Raw genomic sequence first — 26,940 nt, 5'->3', positions numbered from 1 at the left:
GACTCCTCCCCGTACACCAGCGCCGGCGCATCCGCGCGAAGCGCCACCTGCCGGCCTATCAACGCGTGCACCGGCTCACCTCCATCGTATGACAACGCGTTTGTGCCCCACGCCGCAAGCTGCGCGCGCTGGGCATGGTCCGACAAGTCGACGCTCGCGAACAGGCGATCGGGCTGCGTGGTCAGCATCTCGAGCAGCTGCATATAGCTCTTCGCCAGCCGCACCGCGGTGGCCGGAGCGAACAGGTCGGTGTTGTATTCGAGCTGCGCGTACGCCCCCTGGGCGTCGATCTGGAAATCCAGCGAGAGCTCGAACTTCGCCGTCGAATGCTCGGCTGCGACCAGCTCGGCGCGCGTGCCGTCAAAGGCAACGTCGACCGATCCATCGGCCATCTGCACGCCGAACATCACCTGGAACAGCGGGCTGCGCGCCGCATCGCGATGCACCTTGCGGCTGGCCAGCAGCACCTCGAACGGCAGGTCCGCATGCTGCAGCGCGCTCATTGCATCGGCGCGCACCTGCCGGCAGATTTCGCGCAGGGTCCGCCCGGGCGCGAGCCGGGCCCGGAACACCTGCGTGGTGATGAAGAACCCCATGAGGTCGCGCACTTCGTCGCGATGGCGCCCGGCGTTGGGCACGCCGATGGCAAAGTCGTTCTGGCCGCTGAAGCGGCCCAGCACCATCTGCCAGGCCGCGAGCAGCACCACGAAGGGCGTGCACTTCTCCGCGCGGCAGAACTTCTGCAACGCAATGGCGAGTTCGGTGTCCAGCGCAAAGCCATGCAGCGCGCCGCTGAAGGTCTGGCGCGCCGGACGCTCGGCGTCGGTCGGAAGGTCGAGCACCGGCACTTCGTCGCCCAGGTGCTTGTTCCAGTAGTACAGCTGGCGCGCGAGGTCGTCGGCGTGCACCCGCTCGCGCTGCCACAGCGCGTAGTCGGCGTACTGCACCCGCAACGGCGGCAGGTGCACGGCGCCCGGTGTGCGCAGCGCCTGTTCGTAGGCCGCGCCGAGGTCGCCCGCCAGGATCGGGTTGGACCAGGCGTCCGACACGATGTGGTGCAGGCAGACCGTCAGCACATGCTCGTCGTTGCCGAGCCGGGCCAGCCGCGCGACCAGCGCCGGTGCGGTGCCCAGGTCGAACACATGCTGCGTGGTGCGGTGCACCAGCGCGTCGAGTGCGGCGGTGCGCTCCTGCCCGGTGTGCTGCGACAGGTCGACGCATTCGAGCTTGAAATCCGCCTTCGCCTGCACCGTCTGCAGCGCCACACCGTCGCGTTCGAAGAAGCGCGTGCGCAGGATCGCATGGCGCTCGACCAGCGCCTGGAACGCGCGCTCCAGTGCATCGGCGTCGATGGGGCCGCGCAGCCGGAAGGTGCGCGGCAGGTTGTAGGCCGTCAGCCCCGGCTCGAGACTCTGCAGGAACCACATCTGTTCCTGGGCGTACGACAGCGGCACCTCGTCGCCCTCAGCGACCCGCGAAAGAATTTCATCGTCATCGTCCCATGCCGGGTTCGTCGCCATCTGGATGCTGCTCATCGATTTCCTGCCTTGTATGTCGGGCCCTTGCCCGATCGCCTCGTCGTTTTATTTGCGGCGGCACAATGCGTTGCGTCCGCCCTTTTCTTCAAGCCGTTGCGCCCGCCGCGTCGCGGTGCGACTGCGCCAGTTGCTCCAGCTGTTCGAGAGCGGCCGCGTTGTCGCCCTGCGCCGAGCGCAACGCCTGCGCCAACGCCCCAGCACTCGAATGGTCGAACACCACACCCGGCGCAACCTCGATGTGCAGCAGCTTGCGGATGCGCGCGACCAGCTTGATCACCAGCAGCGAATGGCCGCCGAGTTCGAAGAAGTCGTCCTCCACACCGATGTCTTCGCGCTGCAGCAGCTTGGCCATGCTCAGCGCAAGCACGAACTCGAGTGCATCGCGCGGCGCGACCGATGGTGTTGATGTTGGCGGGACCTGGCCCTCGGCCAGCGGCAGCAATGCGAGGCGGTCGATTTTTCCGTTCGGCAGCCGCGGGAATTCCGCGAGCATCGTGCAGCGCGCCGGCACCATGTGGGCCGGCAGCAGCGCACCGAGCCGCGCGACCAGGGCCGCACCGTCTTCCTCGCCGCCGACCGCGAAGGCCTGAAGCTGCACGCCGCCATCGTTCGAAGGCACGGCCAGCACCGCGGCCTGCCGCACGCCGGGCTGCGCCAACAACACCGCCTCGACCTCGGCCGGCTCGACGCGAAAGCCCCGTATCTTGACCTGATGATCCGCGCGCCCGGCCAGCCGTAAGCCGCCTTCGGGCAGCACATGCGCAAGGTCGCCGGTGCGGTAGAGACGCTCGCCCGGCCGCAGCGGATCGTCGACGAAGGCCTCGCCCGCGTCGCCGTTCAGGTAGCCGCAGCAGACCTGCGCACCGCCCACGTAGACCGCGCCGAGCACGCCGGCGGGCACTGGCACCAGCGCGGCGTCGAACACGTACACCCGGTTGTTGCCCAGCACCTGCGTGAGCGGCAGCACCGCCGATGCGGCGTCGTCCGCCGACACGCGGTGCACCATCACCCCCACGGTCGTCTCGGTGGGACCATAGTGGTTGTAGATGGCACAGGCGGGCGCCAGCCGTTGCAGCCGCTCGACCAGTGCACGGGGCGTGGCTTCGCCGCCGAGCACCAGCGTGGCGGGCAGCACCGGCGCCTCGTCCTCCAGCAACGCCTCCAGGTGCGAGGGCACCATCTTCAGCGCATCGATCTCGCACCGGCGCATGAAGCCCGCGAAGGCGCGCGCGTCGCGGGTATCGTCCGGCCCGGCCACCACGAGGCAGGCGCCATTGAAGAAGGCGGCGAACAGCGCGGTGTTGCCCAGGTCGGCGACCACCGAGCTGGTGAGCGCCCAGCGGCGGCAGCGGCCGAGTTGCATGGCGGCCGATGCGGCAGCCACATAGTTGTGCAGTTGTCCCTGCGCGATCACAACGCCCTTGGGCTGGCCGGTCGAGCCCGAGGTGTAGAGCACATAGGCCAGGTCGTGGGCCGACGCCTCGTGCGCCGGCAGGCTGGCGGGGAAGGCACCGAGTTCGGCATCGTCCGGCGCGATCTCCAGCACCAGCGACGGCTTCGCATCCGAGACCACCGCATCGCGGCGCGCGGCGGGCCATTCGGGGTCCATCGGCAGGTAGCCCGCGCCGATGCGCCAGCTGGCCAGCATCGCCACCAGCAACCCGGCCGAGCGCGGCAGGCTCAGGGCCACCAGCGTGCCCGGCTTCACGCCGCGGCCGGCGAGCCAGTGCGCCATGCGGTTGATGCGTTCATCGAAGTCGCGGTAGCTCAAGCGCAATTCGCCGGCCTCGAGCGCGGGCGCATCGGGCGACACCTCGGCCCAGCAGCCGACCTGTGCCGACAACGACAGCACGCCGACGTCGAGGGCCGCGCCATGCTGCGCCAGCAGCAACTCGCGCTCCTGCGCGCCCACCAGCGGCAAAGCCGAGACCGGCTCGCCGGGCTGCGCCAGTCCGGCGTCGAGCAAGGTGCGGAACTGCATCAGCAGGCGCTGTGCCGCCGCCGCCGAATAGCGCGCTGCATCGCCATGCAGCGAGAGCGTCAGTTCATCGGCGCCGCGCTCCACCTGCAGCGCGAGCTCGAAGCAAGGCTGCGGGCCCGGCGCGGCATCCACGCGCCAGCCGCGGTCCGCGCGCCGCTCGTGGAACGCGAAGCCGACCTCCAGTTGCGAAGTCATCGGCGGTGCATCGATCGCCCAGTATTCCTGCGCTTCGGCATGCGCGGCCAGCACGCCGCCCAGGCGGACGGCCCAGTCCGCGAAGCTTTGCTCGGGTGCGATCTGCACGGCGATGGGAAGGATCTTCTCGAACACGCCGACCGAGCCCTGCATGACTTCGTAGTCCTGCCGGCAGTCGTGCTGCCAGCCGCCGACGAAGGCACGGCCTTCAGTCAGGCGACCAACGAGCAGCCACCACGCGGCCTGCAGCACGGTCTGCGGCGACAGGTCAGCCGCCGACGCCGCGCGATCGAGCGCAGCGAGCACCCCTGCATCGCCGACGCGCTGGATGGCCAGCACCTGCGCGGCCTGCGCGGCCTGCGCGGCCGGACCGTCGCGTCGCACGCCCAGGCGGGGTGCCTGCAAGTCGGCCGCATCGCCGGCATACGCACTCCAGTAGGCACGCCCGTGCCGCGCCTCGTCGCCACCTTCGAGATCCTGCCGCCATTCCACGAACTGGCCGTACTGGAAGACCTCTTCCTCATCGGCGGCAGCCTCTTCGCCGCGGTAGCGCACCGCGATCTCGTCGAGCAGATTGAGCAGGCTGGCGCGGTCAGCCGCCAATGCACTGACCGCAAGCACGAGCCGGTGCCGTTGGTCATCGCCTTCCAGCAGCGCGGCGCGCAACACGCGGCCCTGCGCGATGTCGAACGGCTCGCGCGCAAAGGCTTCAAGCCAGTCGGCCAGCGCCGCATCGCGCGCATCGGCGGCACACCAGTCGAGCATCGGCGCCGCATCAAGCAACTGCTGCCGCAGGCCACGCAAACCTGGCACCTGCAGGACCGCAGAGCGCAGCGACTCATGCGCCTGCGCAGCCGCCTGGACCGCGGCTCGCAGGCGCACGGCGTCCAGTGGACCATCGATCACGGCAACGAGCGTCAGCGCCGCGACGGCATCGCCGTGCCTGGCTTGCGGCATGGTCGCGATGGCGCGCTGCTCGGGGCTCAGCGGCAGCGTCGTGGCGGCGCTGGGAACGGCAGCGGGAACGGGGGTTTCGAAAACGACAGCCATGGTCTGTTCCTCAGGATTCAACGGCCAGCAGCGCCGTGTCGCGCGCATCGGCTTCGTTCTCGGACGCGGACAGCGACGCGCGGTCCCACATCGCGCCCATGGCCACCACGATCTTGCGCGGCCCTTCGTACGGATCGCGCGCATGCGCAGCCAGCATGTTGTCGATCATCGCCACGTCGCCGCGACGCCAGTCGAAGCGCACCGCGCATTCCTCGTAGACCCGGCCGATGACGGCCATGGTCTCGTCGGCGATGACCGAGCCGTCGCCGAAGAAGACGTTGCGCGGCAGGCGGTCGGTGCCGACCACGCCCAGCAGGTCTTCGCGCACATCCGCCTCGAGGCAGCTCGGGTGGTGCAGCTGGACCTGGTTGAAAAACACGCGCTCGCGCGTCACCGGATGCACGATCACGGCCGGGCAGCGGGTGCGGGTCTGCAGCGTGTCCTCGTCGAGCCAGCGCCACGCGATGCCTGCACTCGCCAGGCGGGCCTCGACCTCGGCGCGGCTTTCGGTCTTGTAGAACGACTGCCAGCTCACATCGAAGTGCGGCACGAAGGTGCGCACATACAGCAGTTCCTTGCGATCGAACTCTTCCACCAGTTCCGCGGGCAGCCGGCGCAGCATCTCGCGGCAGTCGACGATTGGCGTGGCGCCACCCACCGGCGACGGCAGCTCGCAGAAGAACCACTGCTTGCGCGGCCATCGGTCCATGTGCGAGCTCTCGTTGTGGTACAGGATCATCTGGCGCTCGGGGTACGGCGTCGAGCGATAGGTCTTCTTGCCGCCCTCCTTCTTAGGCAGGTCGCCGTAGCTTCCGTACAGCTCGGGCTCGATGATCTCGGCCAGGGCCTCGAAGTCCTGCGGGGTCTCCAGGCCGAAGTTGCGCAGCAGGATGCCGCCGTGCCGACGCAGCTTCTCCTCGATGAAATCGCGCTGCTCACGGGCCCAGGCCAGCGCGTCCAGGCCGCTGTCGACCGCTTCGATGATCAACGGAAATTCGCGCGCGTCCGACAGGAAGGACAGGCGGATCGGCGAGCGGGGCGAGGCGGCCGCGGCGCTGCGGTCCTTGCCGGCGATTTTCTTCAGCTTCTGCAGTTTGCCCAGCGCGGGTGATGGGGAAGACATGGTAGTCCTGGGTTCCAAAGAGGGTGAACTTAAAAAACTCTCCAGCGCGTGGGATGGCGACAGGGCTACCTGCTGCAGAAGATCGCGCCATGCGGCGGATGCCCGTTCGATCGTCTCGCGCCGATACAGGCTGATGGCATAGACCCAGTTGACGATGAACTCGGTCTCGCCTTCGCTGACGAAGACGGCCAGGTCGAACTTGGAGGCGATCGTGGACGGCGGGACGCTCTCGAGCGTGACGCCCGGAATCTCGAAGCGCTTGCCCGGCATGTTCTGCATGACGAACAGCACCTGCACCAGCGGGCTGTGCTGCTGACTGCGCGCGACACCCGAGAGTTCGACCACCTGCTCGAAAGACAGGTCCTGGTGCTCGAAGGCCGAGAGCGTGCTTTCCCGGACCTGCGCGAGCCATTGCGCAAAGCCGGTGGCGGCCGCCAGGCGCGTGCGCAGCGGCACCACGCCGACGAAGAAGCCGATCAGCGGCTCGAGATCGGGATGGTCGCGGCCGGCGACGTCGGCGCCGACCACCACGTCGTCCGCGCCCGACTGCCGGTGCAGCACCAGCAGGAACACGGCCAGCAGCAGCGTGTACAGCGAGGTGCCGTGCGCGCGCGCCAGTTCGCCAAGCGCCTCTCCCAGCGCCTTCGGCAGCGCGAGGTTGACGCTGTCGCCCGCGGTCGACGCGACCCTTGGCCGCGCGATATCGGGCGGCAGCGTGGACACGGCCGGCGCGCCCTCGAGGTAGCCTCGCCAGAACGCGGCCTGCGTGTCGTACCGTACCGCGAGCTTGCGGTGCTGCCACTCGGCATAGTCGGCGTACTGCACCGCGAGCGGCAGCAACCCCGCCCCGCCGACATCGCGGCCTTCTCGCAGCGCCGTGTAGAAGGCGATGAATTCGCGCACGAACACCGCCTCCGACCAACCGTCGAAGGCGATGTGGTGCACGCACAGGAGCAGCATGTGCTCTTGCGGTGCAAGCCGCAGCAGCGCGGCGGCGAAGACCGGGCCGCGGGCCAGGTCGAAGGCCATGCGCGAATGCGCGGTGAGGGCCTCCCGCAAGGCTTCGGCCTGTTGGTCGCCAGCCAAGCCCGAGAGGTCGTGCAATGGCACGTCAAGCCCGCTCTCAGCCTCGGGAACGATGTACGCCACCGGATCGCCGTCGTCGTTCTCGGGAAAGCTCGTGCGCAGCGCCTCCTGCCGGCGCACGATCGCGTCGAGCGTGGCACGCACTGCGTCGATGTCCAGCTCGCCACGAAGCCGCAGCGCGGCGCTCACGTTGTAGGCGGCGCGGCCGGCCTTGTCCGACGCGGCGAACAGGCGGTCCACCAGCCACAGGCGCTGCTGCGTCGGCGACAGCCGCATGGTCGCGGTGCGCGGCACTGGCTGCAGCGCGGGCAAGCGGGCACCGCCGTCCTGCGCGGCGCCCTGCCCCGATGCCTGCGCCTCGCGCAGATGGGCAGCAAGCGCGCGCAACACCGGATGCTCGAAGATCCAGCGCAGCGGCAGCGCGACATCCAGCGCGACGCGCACCCGCGACGCCACCTGCGCCGCCAGCAGCGAGTGGCCGCCGATCTCGAAGAAGTTGTCGTTGCGGCCCACGCGCGCCACGCCCAGCACCTCGGCCCAGATGGCCGCGAGTTGCTGCTCGAAGTCGCCTTCGGGCGGCTCGAAGGCCATGACCGGCGCCAGCTCGGGCTGCGGCAGCGCCTTGCGGTCGACCTTGCCGTTCGGGTTCAGCGGCAGCGCCTCCAGCACCATGAGCACACCCGGCACCATGTAGTCAGGCAGCGCCTGGTCGAGCGCGTCCTTGAGCCGCGCGGTGTCGATGGAACGGCCTTCCTCAGCCGACACATAGCCCACCAGCCGCGCGCCGGCGGCGCCTTCCACGGCCACCACCACGGCCTCGCGCACCTCGGGTTGCGCCAGCAGCTGGGCCTCGATTTCGCCGAGTTCGATGCGGAAACCCCGCACCTTGACCTGATGGTCCGTGCGGCCCAGGTATTCGAGCTGGCCGTCGCCGCGCCAGCGCACCATATCGCCGGTGCGGTAGAGCCGTCCGCCGCGGCCGCCGTCAAAGGGATTCGCGACGAAGCGCTCGGCCGACAATGTGGGGTGCGCGAGGTAGCCGCGCGCCAGCCCCACGCCGCCCAGATACAGCTCGCCCGCGACACCGTGCGGCGTCGGGCTGAGCGAACCGTCGAGCACGTGCAATTGCGTACCGGGGACGGCGCTGCCGAACTTCAACGCAGCGCCGTCCACGCGGTCGCCGGTGGACCAAACGGTGGCCTCGGTCGGTCCGTACATGTTCCACAGCTCGATGCCCAGCGCTTGCAGGCTCTGCGAGAGATCGGGGTGCAGGGCCTCGCCACCGCACAGGGCCTTGAGCCGGGGCGGCAGGCCGTTGGCGCGCAGGTCGGTCTCCAGCAGGCGCCATCCCGCGGGCGTGGACTGCAGCACCGTCGCGCCGATCACTCCGCTCGTGCGCAGCAGGCGGCCCAGCGCCTCGCCGTCGCGTGCCACGCCGCGTGCACCCAGCACAATGCGGGCACCGCACACCAGCGGCAGATAGAGTTCGAGCGACGCCATGTCGAACGAGAGCGAGCTCACCGCCACCAGCGCGTCGTCCGCGCTCATGCCCGGCGTGACGCGCATGCTCGCCATCAGGTGACTCCATGCACCATGGCGCACCATCACGCCCTTGGGCTTGCCGGTGGAGCCCGAGGTGTAGATCACATAGGCCAGGTTCTCGGGATGCAGTTCGACCTGCGGATCGGTGTCGGGCCCGGCGTTCGTTTCCGGCGCATCCACCAGCAGGACCGTTGGCTTGTGCGTACCAGCCGCCAGGCGCTGCACCAGCGCCGCCTGATGGCGCTGCGCAAGCAGCAGTCCGATGCCGCTGGCCTCGACCATGAACGCGAGGCGTTCAACCGGGTATTCGGGGTCCAGCGGCACATAGGCGCCGCCGGCCTTCAGGATGCCCAGCAGACCGACCATCATCTCGACGGAGCGCTCAACGGCAATGCCCACCTTCATCTCGGGCTTCACGCCCAGCGCGATGAGGCGGTGCGCAAGGCGGTTCGCGCGCGCATTGAGTTCGCCGTAGCTGAGCTGCTCGTCACCGAAGACCAGCGCGACCGCATCGGGCCGCTCCGCGGCCTGCCGCGCGATCAGGTGCGGCACCGCCGTCGTGTCGGGCCAGACCTGAGGGTTCGATCCCCATACCGCCAGTTGCGCGAGCTCGTCGCGGCTCAGCAGCGCCACGTCGCCCACGGCCTGTTCGGGGCGATCGGCCAGCGCGCGCAACAGCGCGAGGTAGTGGCCGGCCATGCGCTCGATGGTCGTGGCATCGAACAGCTCGGCCGCATAGCGCAGGCTCACGTGAACGCGGCCGGCCTCGTCTTCGACCGTCTCGAGCGCCAGTTCGAGCTGCGCGGCCTGGCCGTCCAGCGCGCGCTCTTCCAGCGTCAGGCCGGGCAGTCCCTGCAGCACCGCGAAGCCGCTGCGCTGGTGATTGAACAGCACCTGGAACAGCGGATTGGTGCCGAGAATGCGCTCGGGTTGCAGCGCCTCGACCAGTTGCTCGAAAGGCAGGTCCTGGTGCATCTGCGCGCCCAGTGCAGCTTCGCGGGTCTGCGCCAGCAGCTGCGCGAGCGGCATGCGGTCGTCCAGCGATGCGCACAGCACCTGGGTGTTGGCGAAGAAGCCAATGACACCTTCGGTCTCGGGCCGGTGCCGGTTGGCGATGGGCACGCCGACGCGAATGTCGTGCTGCCCCGTATAGCGGTGCAGCAACGCCTGGTAGCCCGCGAGCAGCGCCATGAACAGCGTGGCGCCCCGCGCGTTCGCGCTCTTGTGCAGTGCCTTGGCCAGATCTTCGGGCAGCACCAGCGCATGGTGCGCCACGCCGTAGCGCCCGTCGGTGCGCCGCGGCCGGTCGGTCGGCAGTTGCAGAACCGGCCGGGCGCTGCCCACGTGGGCCACCCAATAGGCGAACTGGCGCGCCTGTTCGCCAGCCTCCATCCAGTTGCGCTGCCACACGGCGTAGTCGGCGTACTGGATCGGCAGCGGTTGCAACGGCGTGGCTTCACCCTGCATGCGCGCGCGGTACTGCGCGGTGAACTCGCTCATCGCGATGCGCAGCGACCAGCCGTCCGAGACGATGTGGTGCATCACCAGCATCAGCACATGAACGTCGGCCGCGAGGCAGATCAGCCCCACGCGCAGCAACGGGCCTTGCGCCAGGTCAAAGGGCGTGTTGGCGATGCTGCGCGCGGCCTCAGTCACGCGGGCGTCCATGCAGCCGGGCCGGGCGTCGCCGGGCCCGCCCAGATCGATCAGCAAGAAATCGAGCTCGCCATGGTCGCGCACCACCTGCTCGACGCGGGCGTCCGCATCGACGCGGAACACCGTGCGCAGCGATTCATGGCGCGCCACCAGGGCCTCGAAGCTCTCGCGCAGCGCCTGCACGTTCAAGGCGCCGGTGAGCGTGAGCGCACCGCTGATGTGATAAGCCGAGCTCTGCGGATCAAGCTGCCACAGGAACCATTGCCGGGCCTGCACATACGACAACGTGCTGCGGGCCTGCGGTTGTGCCTTGACGATCGGCAGGCGCCCGAAATCGATTTTCTGCTGGGCCAGCAGGGCCAGGAAGACCTTCTGCTTGTCGGCCGGAAGGCGCGCGAAGCGCTCCGCGATCTCGTATTTTTTCTGTTCCATTAACCCTCCATTGCTTCCAGCAGGCTCGCCATCTGGTCCAGCGCCATCGTTTCCTCGCCGGCACTGCCCGTGCCCGCCTCGCGCACGGCCTCGCCGATGGCGGCCAGCGTGGGCTTCTCGAAATAGGTGCGCAGCGGCAACTGCACCCCGAACTCGACCTGCGTGCGGGTCTGCACCTGCAGCACCGCCAGGGAATGGCCGCCGAGCTCGAAGAAGTTGTCGTTGCGCCCCACGCGCGCCACGCCCAGCACCTCGGCCCAGATCGCGGCCAGCTTCTCCTCGGCACCGCCCTCGGGCGCTTCGTAGGCTCCGCTGCCCGCGAACTCGGGCGCCGGCAGCGCCTTGCGATCGACCTTGCCGTTCGAGGTCAGCGGCAGCGTCCCCAGCACCACCAGCACGCTGGGCACCATGTAGTCGGGCAAGGCCTCGCCCAACCTTCGCTTGAGCACGACCGTGTCGATCTCCTGGTCCGCGTGCGCGCTGACATAGCCCACCAGCCTTGCGCCCGTCGGGCCCTCGTTGGCCACCACCACCGCCTCCCTCACCTCCGGCTGCGCCAGCAGTTGCGCCTCGATCTCCCCCAGCTCGATGCGAAAGCCCCGCACCTTCACCTGGTGGTCGATGCGACCCAGGTACTCCAGCTGACCTTCGCTGTTCCAGCGCACAAGGTCCCCCGTGCGGTACAGCCGCTCGCCCTCGTCCGCCGCCACGAAGCGCTCCGCCGTCAGACCCGCTCGGCCGAGGTAGCCGCGCGCCAGGCCCTGGCCCGCGACGAACAACTCGCCGGCCACGCCGATGGGCATCGGGTTCAACTGCGCATCGAGCACCTGCAGACCCAGGTCCGGAATCGCCACGCCCACCGGACTGCGCTGCTGTGCCAGGTCCACCGCGGTGATGCGCCGGTAGGTCACGTGCACAGTGGTCTCGGTGATGCCGTACATGTTGACCAGGTGCGGCCGTTCATCGCCATGGTGCGCGATCCATTGCCGCAGCCGCTGCGGATCGAGCGCCTCGCCGCCGAAGATCACGGTGCGCAGCGCCAGCGGCTCGTCGTACACCTGCGGCAGGCCGATCAACTGGCCGAACGCGGACGGGGTCTGGTTGAGCACCGTCACCTTCTGCGCGCGCAGCAGCTGCAGGAAGTCCGCCGGCGAGCGGCTGACCCAGAACGGCACCACCACCAGCTTGCCGCCAGTGCACAGCGCCCCGAAGATCTCCCACACCGAGAAGTCGAAGGCGTAGGAGTGGAACATCGTCCAGGTGTCTTCGGGACCGAAGCGGAACCAGTCGTCCGTGGCTTCGAGCAGGCGCGTCACGTTGCGGTGGCACAGCTGCGCGCCCTTCGGACGGCCAGTGGAACCGGAGGTGTAGATCACGTAGGCCAGGTGTTCGCCGTGCACGGCAACGCCGGGGCGGGTGGCGGGCTCGCTCGATACATCGAGCGTGTCCAGTTCCAGCACCTGCACGGACCGGGCCGCTTCCAGCGGCAGGCGATCGCGCACCTGGCTTTGCGTCAGCAGCAGCGAGATGCCGCTGTCCTGCACCATGTACGCCAGCCGGTCCGCCGGGTACTCCGGGTCCAGCGGCACGTACGCGCCGCCGGCCTTCAGGATCGCCAGGATCCCCACCACCATCCCGATGGAGCGTTCCACCGCGATGCCCACGCGGTGCTCGGGCTTCACGCCCAGCGCGATCAGCCGGTGCGCCAGCCGGTTGGCCCAAGCATCGAGTTCGCCATAGCTCAGGCTCTGCTCACCGTAGACCAATGCAGGAGTGCTTGGATTCGCGCTCGCATGCTGCTCGATCAGCGCATGCAGCGACAGCCCACCTGCAGACTCCGGCCCGCTCTCGCTCCACGCAGACAGCTGGCGCTTTTCGTCCGGCGGCAGCACATCAATCTCGCAGATCCGCTGGTCCGGCCGAACCGCCAGTGCCTGCACGATCGCCTCGGTGGCTGCGCGCATCAACGCGCACACGCGTGCCGGGTCCAGCGACTCGTCGACCTGGGCCTCCAGCGCGAAGCCTTCACCCATGTCGTCCACCGACATGTCGAAGGGATAGTTCGTGCGCTCATGGCGATCGAGGATTTCCATGCCTTCCCAGGCGGCCTCCTGCGATGCATCCGCCGGCACGCTGTAGCGGTAGTTCAGCAGCGCGGTGAAAAGCGGCGTCCGCTCGGGCAGGCCGCTCGCGCGCTGCGCCAGCGACAGGCTGGCGTGCTCGTGGTGCATCAGCCCGGTCAGGCTCTGCTGCATCTCGCGCAGGCACTGGGCCACGCTGCGTGGGCCCAGCTTCGCGCGCAGCGGCAGCGTGTTGATGAACATGCCCAGCGCGCGCTCGGCGTTGTCGCCGCCCTGCATGCGGCCCAGCAGCACGGTGCCGAACACCACATCGTCCTTGCCTGCAGTGCGGCTCACCACCACGGCCCAGGCCAGGTGGAACAGCGTCGCGGCGCTCACGCCGTGGCGCTGCGCCTGGCGTCGCACCTGCCGGGCCAGTTCGACATCGAGCACGAGGCGCGACTGGCGCACCCGGGTGCCATCGCCCTGCACATCCATCAGGTTGAACGGCGCGGTTGGCTCCTGCACGTCGCCCAGCATCTGGCGGAAGAAATCCTCTTGCTCGGCACTTCCCATGCCGAGTCGGGCCTGGCCGACGAACCGGCGGAACGGCACGGCCAGCGGCAGGGCATCGGCACGGCCTTGCTGAATCAGCGCGATCTCCTGGACGATCAGTTCCAGCGTCGTGTGGTCGACCACCATGTGGTGCTGCGGGATCTGCAACAGCCAGCGCCCGTTGGGCGCATCGTGGGCCGCCACCGCGCGCAGCATCGGCGCCTTGCGCACGTCGATGCGGTGGTGCGCCGGATCGACGAAAGCGTCGAGCCGTGCGAGCACGTCCTGTCCGCGCGGCACATCTTCCAGCCACTCCAGCGCGAGTTCGGCGTGCCGCTGCACCAACTGCACTGGCTCGGTGAGCTCTTCCCACAGCACCGCGGTGCGCAGGATGTCGTGCCGCGCAATCACCTGGTTGAAGCTCGCGATGAAGCGTTCGAGCCGCTCTCGGCTTTCGAAGCTCAGGGCGTTGAGGGTGATGTAGGCATCGCCTTCGGCCTGCAGCAGGTGGTGGAACAGCATCCCCTCCTGCATCGGCACCAGCGGGTAGATGTCCTGGATGTTGGCCGCACCACCAGGCACGGCCGCCTCGATGTGCGCGATCTGGCGCTCGTCCAGCTGCATCAGCGTGACCATCTCCGGCCGGATCGCATCGCAACCGTCGGGAATCCCGTTGGGCGGCACCACCACCTCGCGCTGCACCGGCTCCACCGCCAGGGCCTGCGCGAAGTCGGCCAGCTTCGGTTGCTGGAACAAGGCGCGCACCTGCGTGGTCCAGCCCTGCGCGCGCAGCCGCTCCAGCAAGCGCAGCGCCAGCAGTGAATGCCCGCCGAGCTCGAAGAAGTTGTCGTTGCGCCCCACGCGCTCCACGCCCAGCACCTCGGCCCAGATCGCGGCCAGCTTCTCCTCGGCACCGCCCTCGGGCGCTTCGTAGGCGCTCTCGCTCACGAACTCGGGCGCCGGAAACGCCTTGCGGTCCACCTTGCCGTTCGCGTTCAGCGGCAGGTCCGGCAGCACGACGAACGCGCTGGGTACCATGTACTCTGGCAACGCCTCGCCCAGCCTTTGCTTGAGCACGACCGTGTCGATCTCCTGGTCCGCGTGCGCGCTGACATAGCCCACCAGCCTTGCGCCCGTGGGGCCCTCGTTGGCCACCACCACCGCCTCCCTCACCTCCGGCTGCGCCAGCAGTTGCGCCTCGATCTCCCCCAGCTCGATGCGAAAGCCCCGCACCTTCACCTGGTGGTCGATGCGACCCAGGTACTCCAGCTGACCTTCGCTGTTCCAGCGCACAAGGTCCCCCGTACGGTACAGCCGCTCGCCCTTGTCCGCCGCCACGAAGCGCTCGGCCGTCAGCCCCGCGCGGCCGAGGTAGCCGCGCGCCAGGCCGACACCCCCCAGGTACAGCTCGCCGGCCACGCCCTCGGGCACGAGGTTCAGTGCGGCGTCGAGCGCGCAGGTGCGGATGCCGGCAATCGGCTGGCCGATGGGCACCTGGCCGCGGCCGTCATCGCGGCAGGTCCAGTGCGTGACGTCGATGGCCGCTTCGGTCGGGCCATACAGGTTGTACAGCTTTGCCTGCGGCAGCCGGCGGAACACGGCGTTTTGCGCCTCGGCCGGCAAGGCCTCGCCGCTGCACACGATGCGCGTGATGCTGCGGCAGGCCTCCACACCATCGTGCGCGAGGAAGGCCTGCAGCATCGACGGCACGAAGTGCAGCGTACTGACGCGGTGCTCGCGGATCAGCGCCACCAGCCGCTCGGGATCGCGGTGGTCGCCCGGTTGGGCCAGCACCAATCGCGCGCCGGTCATCAGGGGCCAGAAGAACTCCCACACCGACACGTCGAAGCTGAACGGCGTCTTCTGCAGCACGGTGTCGCTGCTGTCCAGTTCGTAGGCCTGCTGCATCCAGGCCAGCCGGTTGAACAGCGACCGGTGTCGGTTGGCCGCGCCCTTGGGCCGGCCGGTGGAGCCGGAGGTGTAGATGACATAAGCCAGGTGCTCGCCGTGCAGCGCCACCTGGGGATCGGTGCCGGGCTGCGCGCTGGTGTCCAGGCTGTCGAGCGCCAGTATCTCGACGTGTGGCACGCCGTCGCCCACGGGCAGCGACGCCACCAGGTAGCCCTGGGTCAGCAGCAGCGCGATGCCGCTGTCGGACAGCATGTACGCCAGCCGCTCGGCGGGGTATTCGGGGTCCAGCGGCACGTACGCGCCGCCAGCCTTCAGGATGCCCAGCAGGCCCACCACCATCTCGATGGAACGCTCCACCGCGATGCCGACCTTCGTGTCGGGCCGCACGCCCAGGCCGATCAGGTGGTGCGCCAGACGGTTCGCGCGGGCGTTCAGCTCTGTGTAGCTCAGGCTCTTGTCGCCGAACACCAGCGCCTGTGCGTCAGGGCTCGTTGCCGCACGCTGCTCGATCAGCCAGTGCACCGGCTGCACGTCGGCATGCGCGTGTTCGTTATCGCCCCACGCAGCCAGCTGGCCGCGCTCGGCGGCATCCAGCAACTCGATGCTGCAGATCGTGCGCGCGGGATGCGTGGCCAACGCCTCGACGATGCCGCGCACTGCGGCCTCCATCAGGCCGCAGACGCGCCGCGCTTCGATGCGCCGGATGACCTGCGCGATCAGCACGAAGGCATCGCCCTGGTCATTGACCGACATCGTGAACGGGAAGTTGGTGCGCTCCTTCTCGCTCAGCATCGCCATGCCATGCAGGGCACCCGATTCCGCCGCCTCGTCGCGCTGCGGAACGTGACGGTAGTTGAGCAACGCCGAGAACAGCGGCGTGGCGACCGGCAGCGCACTGCAGCGCTGCGCCAACGCCAGGCTCGCGTGCTCGTGGTACATCAACGCACTCAGGGCGGCGTGCGTCTGGCGCAGGCATTGCGAGACGCCCTGCGCATCCACGCGCACGCGCAGCGGCAGCGTGTTGACGAACATGCCGATGGCCCGTTCGGCATGGGCATCGCCACTCATGCGGCCGAACAGCACCGTGCCGAAGACCACGTCCTGCCGGCCCGTCGTGCGGGCCAGCACCAGGGCCCAGGCCAGGTGGAACAGCGACGCTGCGCTCACGCCATGGCGCTGCGCCTGTCGCCTCAGCTCTCGCGCGAAGCCACTGTCCAGGGACAGCCTGACCTCGTCGATTTCGTCGCCGTTGCCCTGTACGTCGAGCAGTTCGAAGGGCGCCGTCGGCTCCTGCACGTCGCCCAGCATCTGGCGGAAGAAGGCCTCGTGCTCGGCCTGGCTCACGCCCAGCCTGGCCTGCGCCACGAAGCGCCGGAAGGGCACGGGTTCGGGCAGCGCCTGCGCCTGGCCCTGCTGGATCTGCGCGATTTCCTCGCCGATCATCCGCAGCGTGGTGTTGTCGTCGATCAGATGATGGCTGAGCACCTGCAGCAGCCAGCGCCCGTGGGGCACATCGCGAACCGCCGTCGCCTTGAGCATCGGCGCCTTGCGCACGTCGATGCGATGGTGGTCCAGCCCCGCGAAGGCGTTGAGCCGACCCAGCGCGTCGAGTCCCTGCGGGTCTTCGGGAATGTCCAGCCATTGCAGGGCGAGTTCGGCCTTGCGATACACCACCTGCACCGGCTCTTCGAGCTCTTCCCACAGCACGGCCGTGCGCAGGATGTCGTGGCGCGCGATCACCTCGTTGAAGCTCGCGATGAAGCGCTCCAGTCGCTCGCGGCTGTCGAAGCTCATTCCATGCTCGGTGACGTAAGCATCGCCCTCGGCCTGCAGCAGGTGATGGAACAGCATGCCCTCCTGCATCGGCACCAGCGGGTAGATGTCCTGGATGTTGGCCGCGCCGCCAGGCACCGCCGCCTCGATGCGCGCGATCTGCCGCGCATCCAGGTCCACCAACGTCAGCATCTCCGGTTGGATCGCTTGGCAATCCGCCGGAATGTCGTTGGGCGGCACCACCACTTCGCGGCGCACAGGCTCCACCGCCAGCGCCTGTGCGAAGACACCCAGTTCGGGCTGCTGGAACAGCGTGCGCACCTGCGTCGTCCAGCCCTGGGCGCGCATGCGCTCCATCAGCCGCAGCGCCAGCAGCGAGTGGCCGCCCAGTTCGAAGAAGTTGTCGTTGCGGCCCACACGAGGTACGCCAAGCATCTCGGCCCAGATCGCGGCAAGCTTCTCCTCGACCTCGCCCTCGGGCGCCTCGTACGCGCGCTCGCTCGTGAACTCCGCTGCCGGCAACGCCTTGCGGTCCACCTTGCCGTTGGCATTCAGCGGCAGGCCTTCGAGCACCACGATCGCCGAGGGCACCATGTAGTCGGGCAGTGCCGCTCCCAAACTGCTCTTCAGTTCGGCGACATCGATCGCATGACCGGTGTTTGCCGACACATAGGCCACCAGGCGCGCACCGGCCGGGCCTTCGTTGGCCACCACCACCGCTTCGCGCACTTCAACTTGTGCGAGCAACTGCGCCTCGATCTCCCCCAGCTCGATGCGAAAGCCCCGCACCTTCACCTGGTGGTCGATGCGCCCCAGGTACTCCAGTTGCCCTTCGCTGTTCCAGCGCACCAGGTCCCCCGTGCGGTACAGCCGGCCTCCCCGCTCGTCGAACGGATCGGCCACGAAGCGCTCGGCCGTCAGCCCCGCGCGATCGAGGTAGCCGCGCGCCAGGCCGACACCCCCCAGGTACAGCTCGCCGACCACGCCCTCGGGCACGAGGCCCAGTGCGGCATCGAGCACGCAGGTCTTGAGACCGTCGATGGGGCGGCCGATCGGCACCTGGCTGCGGCCATCCGCGCGGCACTGCCAATGCGTCACGTCGATCGCCGCTTCGGTCGGGCCGTAGAGGTTGTACAGGCGCGCACGCGGCAGCCGCTGGAACACCGCGTTCTGCGCTTCGGCCGGCAGGGCCTCGCCGCTGCAGACGATGCGTTCCAGGCTCTCACAGGCCTCGACGCCTTCGTGCGCGAGGAAGGCCAGCAGCATCGACGGCACGAAGTGCAGCGTGCTGACGCGATGCTCGCGGATCAGCGCCACCAGTCGCGACGGATCGCGGTGGTCGCCCGGTTGGGCCAGCACCAATCGCGCGCCGGTCATCAGGGGCCAGAAAAACTCCCACACCGACACGTCGAAGCTGAACGGCGTCTTCTGCAGCACGGTGTCGCCGCTGTCCAGGCCATAGGCGGCCTGCATCCAGGCCAGCCGGTTGTGCAGCGCACGGTGCCGGTTGGCCGCGCCCTTGGGGCGGCCGGTGGAGCCAGAGGTATAGATGACGTAGGCAAGGTTCTCGCCGTGCAGCGCGATCTGCGGGTCGTGCGCGGGCTGGGCGTCGAGCGCCAGCGTGTCGAGCGACAGCACCTGCAGCCCGTCGAGCCCGGGCACGCTCAGGTGGCTTTGCGTGAGCAGCAGCGCGGTGCCGCTGTCGGCCACCATGTAGGCCAGCCGGTCCGCCGGGTACTCCGGGTCCAGCGGCACATAGGCACCGCCAGCCTTCAGGATGGCCAGCAGGCCCACGACCATCTCGATGGAACGCTCCACCGCGATGCCGACCTTGGTCTCGGGCTTCACGCCCAAGGCGATCAGATGGTGGGCCAGGCGGTTCGCGCGCGCATTGAGCTCGCCGTAGCTCAGCGCCTGCTCTCCGAAAACCAGCGCCTCGGCATCGGGATGCCGCGACACCTGCTGCTCGATCAGGCGATGCACCGGTGTCGCATCGGCATGGCCTTGCGGATTTGTGCCCCACGCCGCGAGTTGGGCGCGCTCGGCTTCGCCCAGCAACGCGATCGCGCCGAGTTCCTGTTCCGGGCGGTCCGCCAACGCCTGCAGCACGGCCAAGTAGTGCGTTGCCATGCGAGCGATGGTCGAGGCATCGAACAGTTCCGCCGCGTAGCTGAACTTCGCATGCAGCCGGCCGTCGGGGCTTTCGTCTGTGAGCAACATCAGCTCGAACTGCGCGGCCTGCCCGCCCAGGTCGTAGGGCTCGAGCGTGAGGCCCGAAAGCCCTTTCAACCCCGAGAAATCGCTGCGCTGGTGATTGAACATCACCTGGAACAGCGGATGAATGCCGGCGATGCGCTCGGGCTGCAGGGCCTCGACCAATTGCTCGAACGGCAGGTCCTGGTGCATCTGCGCACCCAGCGACGCTTCACGGACCTGTGCCAGCAGTTGGGACAGGCTGGTGCGCTCATCCGCCACGCTGCGCAGCACCTGGGTATTGACGAAGAAGCCGATGACGCTCTCGGTCTCCGCGCGGTGGCGGTTCGCGATCGGCACACCCACGCGGATGTCTTCCTGGCCGCTGTAGCGGCCGAGCAGCGCCTGGAAGCCGGCCAGCAGCACCATGAACAGCGTGACGCCCTGGTCCAGCGCCTGCTTCTGCAGGCCCTGGACCAGCAACGCAGGCAGCTCGACCCGATGGGCGACGGCGTTGTAGCGGGCATCGGTCCTGCGCAGCCGTGCCAGCGGCAACTGCAGCACGGGCTGTGTCTCGCCAAGCTGCGTCTTCCAGTAAGCGAGCTGGCGGTCCTGTTCGCCGGCCTCCAGCCAGTGCCGCTGCCACACCGCATAGTCGGCGTACTGGATCGGCAACGGCGCCAGCACCACCGCCTCGCCCCGCACGCGGGCACGGTACTGCGCTACGAACTCGTCCACGATGATCTGCAACGACCAGCCATCCGACACGATGTGGTGCATCACCAGCATGAGCACATGCGTTTCGGGCGCGAGACGAATCAAGCCCACGCGCAGCAGCGGGCCCTGCGTCAGGTCGAAGGGCGTGCCGCCGATGCGCTGCGCCGCTTCGCGCGCCATCGCATCGCGCTGGCTGGCATCGGCCAGGCTCAGGTCCACCAGCGAGAAGTCAAACGTGCCGCCCTCGCCGATCACCTGTTCGGCGAGCCCGTCGGCGTCCGCGCGGAATACCGTGCGCAGCGACTCATGGCGCGCGACCAACGCTTCAAAGCTCGCGCGCACCGCATCCACGTCCAGCGCGCCGCTGAGCTGCAAGGCATCGCTGATGTGATAGGCCGTGCTCGTCGGGTCGAGCTGCCACAGGAACCACTGGCGCAACTGCGCATAGGAAACACGGCAGCGGCCCGGGTTCTCGCTCTCGCGGGCCAGGATCGGAAACTGGTCGAGCGTCAGTCCCTTCGAACGAATACCCTGATACACGACACGACGCTGTTCGGTGGGCAACCGAGAGAAGCGCTCTGCAATGCGACGGGTCGCGGTTGTTTCCATCAAACAGCCTCCATGCTGTCAAGCAGTGAATCGATTTCCGAAAGCGCCTGGTCGGTGGCGCCCTCCTGGTGCGTGCCCGCCAGCAGCGCCGCTTGTGCAACCAGCGTCGGGTGCTGGAAGACGTCTCGGATCGTGAGTTGGCCGCGGGCGACACCCTGCACGCGGACCACGAACTGAACGACCAGCAGCGAATGACCACCGAGTTCGAAGAAGTTGTCGTTGCGGCCCACGCGCGCCACGCCCAGCACCTCGGCCCAGATCGCGGCCAGCTTCTCCTCCACCTGGCCTTCGGGCGCTTCGTATGCTCGCTCGCTCGTGAACTCCGCCGCCGGCAATGCCTTGCGGTCCACCTTGCCGTTCGCGTTCAGCGGCAACCCGTCGAGTACCACGATTGACGAGGGCATCATGTAGTCGGGCAGCGCCTGGCCCAACTTGGCCTTCAGTTCGGCGATGTCGATCGCATGGCCGGCATGCGCCGACACGTACCCCACCAGACTCGCGCCCGCAGGGCCTTCGTTGGCCACCACAGCCGCTTCGCGCACTTCGGCTTGTGCGAGCAACTGCGCCTCGATCTCCCCCAGCTCGATGCGAAAGCCCCGCACCTTCACCTGATGGTCGATGCGACCCAGGTATTCCAGCTGCCCATCGGCGTTCCAGCGCACCAGGTCCCCCGTGCGATACAGCCGTCCGCCCTTGTCGTCGAACGGATCGGCCACGAAGCGCTCGGCCGTCAGAGCCGCCCGGTTCAGGTAGCCCCTTGCCAAGCCTTCGCCCGACACATGCAGTTCACCAGCCACGCCGATCGGCACCAGGTTCAGCTGCGCATCGAGCACGCGCATGCCCAGGTCCGCAATGGCCACGCCGACGGGACTGCGCGGCCTGCCGATGTCGGCGGCCGTGATCCGCCGGTAGGTCACATGCACCGTCGTCTCGGTGATGCCGTACATGTTGACCAGTTGCGGGCTCTCGTCACCGTGGTGCTCGATCCACTGGCGAAGTCGCTGCGGGTCCAGTGCCTCGCCGCCGAAAATCACCACGCGCAGCGCCAGCCGCTCCTGATAGGTCTGCGGCAGGCTGGCCAGCTGACCGAACGCCGAAGGCGTCTGGTTGAGCACAGTCACCTTCTGCGCCTGCAGCAGTTGCAGGAAGTCCTCGGGCGAGCGGCTGACCCAGAACGGCACGATGACCATCTTGCCGCCGGTGCACAGCGCACCGAAGACTTCCCACACGGAGAAGTCGAAGGCATAGGAGTGGAACATCGTCCACACGTCCTCGGGTCCGAAGTGGAACCACGACTCGGTCGCGTCGAGCAGCCGCGTCACATTGCGATGGCACAGCTGCGCGCCCTTGGGCCTTCCGGTGGAGCCGGAGGTGTAGATGACGTAGGCGAGATTCTCGCCGCTCAACGCGACCTGCGGGTCGGCGTCGGATTCGCTACCCGTGTCCAAGGTGTCGAGCGACAGCACCTGCAGCCCTTCGGCGCCGGGGATCCGCGCGCCCAGGTGGCTCTGTGTCAGCAGCAGCGTCACACCGCTGTCGGCCACCATGTAGGCCAGACGGTCCGCCGGGTACTCCGGGTCCAGTGGTACATAGGCGCCCCCGGCCTTCAGGATGCCCAGCAGACCCACGACCATCTCGATGGAGCGCTCCACCGCAACGCCCACCTTCGTCTCAGGCCTCACGCCCAAAGCGATCAGATGGTGGGCCAGGCGGTTCGCGCGCGCATTGAGTTCGCCGTAGCTGAGCATTTCGCCATCGAACGCCAGCGCAGGGGCCTCTGGCCGCGCCCTGGCTTGCCGTTCGATCCGGCGATGCACCGGCCCCGTGTCCGCTGCGCGCGGCACCTGCTCGCTCCACGCCACCAGCCGCGCCTGCTCGGCCTCGCCCAGCAGCATCACGTCGCCCACGGCCTGCTGCGGCGCATCCGCCAGCGCCTGCAGCACCGCAAGGTAGTGAGCCGCCATGCGCTCCATCGTCGGTGCGTCGAACAGTTCGGACGCATAGCGCAAGCTCGCCTGGACCCGGCCATCCATGTCCTCGCTGGTGTCCAGCGCGAGTTCGAACTGGGCGGCCTGCGCCTCGAGTTCGTAGTCCGTCAGCACGAGGCCGGGCAAGTCTTGCAGCGCACGGAAATCGCCGCGCTGGTGGTTGAACATCACCTGAAACAACGGGCTCGCGCTCAGGCTGCGGTCCGGTTGCAGCGCTTCGACAAGCTGCTCGAACGGCAGGTCCTGGTGCGCCTGCGCACCCAGCGCCGTGTCGCGGGCCTGCGCCAGCACCTGAGACAGCGTTGAGCGCCCGTCCACCACGCCGCACAGCACCTGCGTATTGACGAAGAAGCCGATGACGCCTTCGACCTCTGCCCGATGGCGGTTGGCCACCGGGACGCCCAAGCGGACGTCCGACTGGCCCGTGTAGCGGCTGAGCAGCACCTGGAAGCCCGCGAGCAGGGCCATGAACAGCGTCGCGCCCTGGGCCTGTGCGCGCCCATGCAGGCGCTTGACGAGGCCGTCGGGCAAGGTGAAGCCGTGACGCACGGCACTGTAGCGTCCGTCCGCGCGCCGCGCGTGGTCGGTGGGCAGTTGCAGCACGGGCTGGTCGGTGCCGACATGGGCCTTCCAGTAGGCCAGTTGTCGTTCCTTCTCTCCGGCTTCGAGCCAGGCGCGCTGCCAGGCCGCGTAGTCCGCATATTGCAGCGACAGGGGCTGCAGGTCCGACGCCTGGCCCAGCACGCGCGCACGGTAGCGCGCCACGAGCTCGTCGACGATGATCTGCATCGACCAGCCGTCGGACACGATGTGATGCATCACCACGACCAGCACATGCGCCTCGGCGGCCAGGCGAATCAGGCCCACACGCAGCAATGGGCCTTTCCCCAGGTCGAAGGGCGTATCGCTGAGACGGCGGGCTTCCTGCTTCGCGCGCAATTCGCGCTCGTCGCCGTCGGCGACGGCAAGCAGATTGATCAGGGAGAAATCGATGCCACCGGTTGCGCAGATCAGTTGCTCGGCGAGGCCCGAAGCATCGGCGCGAAACACGGTGCGCAGCGATTCGTGGCGCTGCACCAGATCGTCCAGGCTTGCGCGCAGCGCGTTCGCGTCCAGCACGCCGTTGAGCCGCAAAGCGCCGCTGATGTGGTAGGCCGTGCTTTGAGGATCGAGCTGCCACAGGAACCACTGGCGCATCTGCGCATGGGACAACGCAAGGCCTTGCCCGCGTTGCGACGCCGACAGCGCCGGAATCGACGGGACGTCCGCGGCATCATCACCTCGGATCGCGGCGGCGATCGACGCCAGCCTCTGGTGTTCGAACACCTCACGCGGGCTCATCCGGATGCCCTGTCGGTGGGCGCGGGCCACCACCTTCAAGCTGAGGATGGAATCGCCGCCGAGTTCGAAGAAGTTGTCGTTGCGTCCCACGCGCGCCACGCCCAGCACGTCGGCCCAGATGGCCGCGAGCTTCCCCTCGACCTCATCCTCGGGCGCCTCGTACGCACGCTCGCTCGTGAACTCCGCCGCCGGCAGTGCCTTGCGATCGACCTTGCCGTTCGCGTTCAGCGGCAGACCTTGCAGCACCACCAGCGTCGCCGGCACCATGTAGTCAGGCAGCAGCCGGCCCAGCCGTCCGCGCAGCGCGCTCACATCGATCTCCTGGCCCGCATGCGCCGAGACATAGCCCACCAGCCGTGCGCCCGAGGGACCTTCGTCGGCCACCACCACCGCCTCACGCACCTCGGCCTGCGCCAGCAACTGCGCCTCGATCTCTCCCAGCTCGATGCGAAAGCCCCGCACCTTCACCTGATGGTCGATGCGCCCCAGGTACTCCAGCTGACCCTCCGCGTTCCAGCGCACCAAGTCGCCCGTGCGGTACAGCCGCTGACCATCCCTGGCCGCGATAAAGCGCTCCGACGTCAGCGCCGCACGGTTCAGATAACCCCGCGCCAGGTTGACGCCACCCAGGTACAGCTCGCCCGCCACGCCCGCGGGTACCTCGTTGAGCTGCGCATCCAGCACGTACGCCTGCGTGTCGCTGATCGGCCGGCCGATCGGCACCTGGCTGAGCCCGTCGTCGCGGCAGCGCCACTGCGTGACGTGGATGGTGGTCTCGGTCGGGCCGTACAGGTTCTGCAGCGAAGCACCCTTCAGGCGCTGCAGGGCTTCTCGCTGCGTGGCCGCGGGCATGGCCTCTCCGCCGACGATGATGTAGCGCAGCCGCGTCGTGGCTTCGATGCCCTCGTGCGCGAGGAAGGCCTGCAGCATCGAGGGCACGAAGTTCAGCGTGGTGATCTGGTGGCGCTGGATCAGTTGCACCAGCCGCTCGGGATCGCGGTGGTCGCCAGGGTTGGCGATGACCAGCCGCACACCGGTGGTCAGCGGCCAGAACATCTCCCAGCACGAGACGTCAAAGCCGAACGGCGCCTTGTGCAGCACGGTGTCGGCCTCGGTGAGGCGGTAGGTCTCCTGCATCCAGGCCATGCAGCTGTACAGGGCGTCGTGGCGGATGGCCGCGCCCTTGGGCTTGCCGGTGGAGCCAGAGGTGTAGATGACATAAGCCAGGTGTTCGCCGTGCAGCGCGACCTGGGGGTCGAGCACAGATTCGCCGCTGACGTCCAGGGTGTCGAGTTCGAGCACGCGCAGGGCTTCGTCGGCTGGCAGCAGTGGCCGCAGATGGCGCTGGGTGAGCAGCAGCGACAGCCCGCTGTCGGCCACCATGTAGGCCAACCGGTCCGCCGGGTACTCGGGGTCCAGCGGCACGTAGGCGCCGCCGGCCTTGAGGATGGCGAGGATGCCCACCATCATTTCGACCGAGCGGTCGACCGCGATGCCCACAAGAGCCTCGGGCTTCACACCCAGCGCGATCAGGCGGTGCGCCAGCCGGTTCGCCCGAGCGTTGAGTTCGCCGTAGCTCACGACCTCTTGAGCAAACAGCAGCGCGGTGGCCTCGGGCGTTTGCCGTGCGTGCGACTCGATCTGGCAATGCACCGGCTGCGCGCCTTCGTGCCTGCGCGTGTTCTCGCTCCACGACGCAAGCTGCGCGCTCTCGGCCTTTCCGAGCAGCGCGATGTCGCTCACTGCCCGCTGCGGTTCACTTGCCAACGTCTCCAGTACGGCCAGGTAGTGGCCGGCCATGCGCTCGATGGTCTGCACGTCGAACAGCTCCGACGCATAGAGGATGGTCGCGTCGACCCGGCCGTCCTCGAGTTCGAGCGTCTGCAAGGTCAGCTCGAACTGCGCGCCCTCTTCCTCGAAGTCCAGCCGCTGCACGGCAACGCCCGGCCACGCGGCCAGCGAACGATGGTCGCGGCGCAGATGGTTGAACATCACCTGGAACAGCGGGTTGCCGCTCAGACTGCGCTCGGTTTGCAGCGCGCCGACCAGTTGCTCGAAAGGCAGGTCCTGGTGGGTCTGCGCGCCGATGGCGGTGTCGCGGGTTTGCACCAGCAAATCGGCCAACGTCATGCGGGCATCGATCCGCGAGCGCAGCACCTGGGTGTTGACGAAGAAGCCGACGACCCCTGCCGTTTCGGCGCGGTTGCGGTTGGCAATGGGTACGCCGACGCGCACATCCGTCTGCGCCGTGTGGCGGAACAGCAGCGCGTTGAAGCCGGCGAGCAGCGCCATGAACAAGGTCGCGCCCTGCCCTTGCGCCTGCTGCCGCAAGCGCTCCACGGTATCGACGGGCAGCGCGAAGGTGTGGTGCGCCGCACGATAGCGACCATCGGCCTTGCGTGGGTGATCGGTGTGCAGCGAGATCACCGGCTGCTCCGTGCCCAGGTGACCACGCCACCAGTGGAGCTGGCGCTCGCCCTCGCCCTTGGCCAGCCACTGACTCTGCCAGCGGGCGTAGTCGGCGTACTGGATCGGCAGCTCGGCATGCACCGGCACCTGGCCCTGCACGCGCGCCCCGTACTGCACTGCCAGCTCGTCGAGGATGAGCTGGACCGACCAGCCGTCCGACACGATGTGGTGCATCACGACCAGCAGCTGGTGGCTCTGCGCGCCGGTGCGCAGCAGCACCGCGCGCATCAATGGGCCGCGCGTGAGGTCGAAGGTTTCGGTGCGGATTCGCTGCACCTCCTGCCGGATCGCGGCCTCGCATGCCGGGCCGGCCTGCGCGCTCAGGTCGATGCAGGGCAGCGCGATGTCGGCCGTGTCCTGGACGACCTGTTCCAACGCGCCGTCATCGGCCTCGCGGAAGACGGTGCGCAGCGATTCATGGCGATCGACCAGAGCCTGCACGCTGGCGCGAAGCGACTCGGCGTCCAGGTGGCCATCGAGCAAGAGGCCGCCGCTCAGGTGGTAGGCGGTGCCCGCCGGATCCAGCTTCCAGAGAAACCACTGCCGCTGCTGTGCGAAGGACAACGCGATGCGTTCGCCCGCCGGGCGCCGCGCAATCGAGGACCGCTCGGCGCGATCTGCGCCGCCCGCGCCGCGCAGACGCTGCGCCAACCTGGCACGCTGTTCGGCCGTCAGGTTGGCACGGCGCGTGGAGATGTCTTGGATGTCGGACATGGCGTTC

Annotated in this window: 5 protein-coding genes; all 5 read right to left on the bottom strand. The window is 68.6% G+C overall.

The features are described from left to right. A partial coding sequence (locus J2W36_RS19885) for a condensation domain-containing protein (protein WP_307691496.1) occupies positions 1-1,535 on the bottom strand: 1,535 nt, incomplete at its 3' end. 88 nt (positions 1,536-1,623) lie between these two features. Then, entirely contained in the window at positions 1,624-4,764 is a 3,141-nt protein-coding gene (locus J2W36_RS19880) for a non-ribosomal peptide synthetase (RefSeq protein ID WP_307691495.1), read from the bottom strand. A 10-nt stretch (positions 4,765-4,774) separates the two neighbouring features. Then, positions 4,775-10,603: a non-ribosomal peptide synthetase gene (locus J2W36_RS19875; RefSeq protein ID WP_307691494.1), complete on the bottom strand. Its 5,829-nt coding sequence runs from the start codon at positions 10,601-10,603 to the stop codon at positions 4,775-4,777. Then, entirely contained in the window at positions 10,603-20,421 is a 9,819-nt protein-coding gene (locus J2W36_RS19870) for a non-ribosomal peptide synthetase (RefSeq protein WP_307691493.1), read from the bottom strand. The genes J2W36_RS19875 and J2W36_RS19870 overlap by 1 nt, the downstream gene beginning before the upstream one ends. Continuing rightward, positions 20,421-26,933 carry a non-ribosomal peptide synthetase gene (locus J2W36_RS19865; protein ID WP_307691492.1) on the bottom strand — a complete coding sequence of 2,171 codons (6,513 nt, stop codon included), beginning with the start codon at positions 26,931-26,933 and terminating at the stop codon, positions 20,421-20,423. Before J2W36_RS19865 ends, J2W36_RS19870 begins: the two co-directional genes overlap by 1 nt. Between the last annotated feature and the right edge of the window lie 7 nt (positions 26,934-26,940).

It is taken from the genome of Variovorax ginsengisoli, assembly GCF_030811835.1.
GTDB classification, from domain to species: domain Bacteria; phylum Pseudomonadota; class Gammaproteobacteria; order Burkholderiales; family Burkholderiaceae_C; genus Variovorax; species Variovorax ginsengisoli_C.
The sequence above is the reverse complement of the archived record's forward strand: the minus strand, read 5'-3'. Positions and strand labels throughout refer to the sequence as shown.